This window comes from Vibrio sp. YT-19(2023), assembly GCF_033337395.1.
Genome location: NZ_JAWOQN010001154.1, coordinates 1 through 517, shown reverse-complemented (window position 1 = coordinate 517; position 517 = coordinate 1). Strand labels below are relative to the sequence as shown.

The following is a 517-nucleotide window of genomic DNA, read 5'->3' as shown; positions in this document are numbered from 1 at the left end:
AAAACTGTAAGGTCTTCAGTATCTAAAGTTATAGACATATCTATTTCCTCGCTAATCTATGAATCATTTCACTATCTCGACATAATGCGCACCAAGGGTAAGGTTTGTAATGGTCGATAACCAAATCCCAAAGGAAGTAATAAATAACGCTAGCAAAAAACCAAAGCGGTAAATGCCAAAATGAAAACTCATAAGAGCCTAGCCAAGCAAAAATCGAATCAATCATTGCGATAACTCCTACAAGCAGCAATACCAGCAAGAAAACACCCAAGAAGATAAACCCTTCATAAACATCATAAATCCATTCCATAACTAACTCAGGTGTGAACCTGCCAAAGATTAATTTAATACATGTTCCGCTTCCTCGAAGCGATTTTCGCAAGCTCAATATCACTTCTTGCGGCGAGCGGTCTAACTAGAGGCTGACCATCTGAATAGCATTATTGTTCCCCAAATGCAGAAGCCCCAGAACAAAGCCCAAAGAATGTTTATCAACATTGCTATATCTGAACAGGAA

Annotated in this window: 1 protein-coding gene; it reads right to left on the bottom strand. The window is 38.7% G+C overall.

Annotation, left to right across the window (positions count from 1 at the left end; genetic code table 11):
• Positions 1-40: 40 nt before the first annotated feature.
• A complete protein-coding gene (locus tag R7E78_RS30575) occupies positions 41-310 on the bottom strand; it encodes a hypothetical protein (protein ID WP_318059202.1) in 270 nt (89 codons plus the stop codon).
• Positions 311-517: the final 207 nt, after the last annotated feature.

Excerpts from the sequence above, each read along its gene's own strand:
- R7E78_RS30575 (WP_318059202.1), bottom strand. The coding sequence starts at position 310 with ATGGAATGGATTTATGATGTTTATGAAGGGTTTATCTTCTTGGGTGTT.